Source organism: Pseudotabrizicola alkalilacus (genome assembly GCF_003443995.1).
In the GTDB taxonomy this organism is placed as follows: Bacteria; Pseudomonadota; Alphaproteobacteria; order Rhodobacterales; family Rhodobacteraceae; genus Pseudotabrizicola; species Pseudotabrizicola alkalilacus.
Genome location: NZ_QWEY01000101.1, coordinates 1 through 519, shown reverse-complemented (window position 1 = coordinate 519; position 519 = coordinate 1). Strand labels below are relative to the sequence as shown.

Genomic DNA, 519 nt, shown 5'->3' with positions numbered 1-519 from the left:
GTATGGCGGCGAGCGCAAGCTGGTCACCATCAACATGAGCGAGTACCAGGAGGCCCACAGCGTCTCGGGGCTGAAGGGCTCGCCGCCCGGCTACGTCGGCTACGGCGAAGGCGGGGTGCTGACCGAGGCCGTGCGGCGCCGGCCCTACAGCGTGGTGCTGCTCGACGAGGTCGAGAAGGCCCACCCCGACGTGTTCAACGTGCTGCTGCAGGTGCTGGACGACGGTCGCCTGACCGACGGCCAGGGCCGCACGGTCGACTTCCGCAACACCCTGATCATCATGACCTCGAACCTGGGTTCGGAGTTCCTGGCCAGCCAGGCGGTCGCCGACGACGGCGAGGGCGGCAGCGTCGAGGCGGTGCGACCGCTGGTCATGGAGGTGGTGCGTAAGCACTTCCGGCCCGAGTTCCTCAACCGGATCGACGAGATCATCCTGTTCAAGCGCCTCGGCCGCGAGCAGATGGACTCCATCGTCGGCATCCAGCTGCAACGCTTCGAGAAGCTGCTGGCCGACCGCCG

General features: G+C 67.8%; 1 protein-coding gene. It reads left to right on the top strand.

Going from position 1 to position 519, the window contains the following annotated elements; all coding sequences use genetic code 11:
• Window positions 1-519 (top strand): AAA family ATPase (locus tag D1012_RS22240; protein ID WP_158569425.1); only part of this gene is annotated, 519 nt, incomplete at both ends.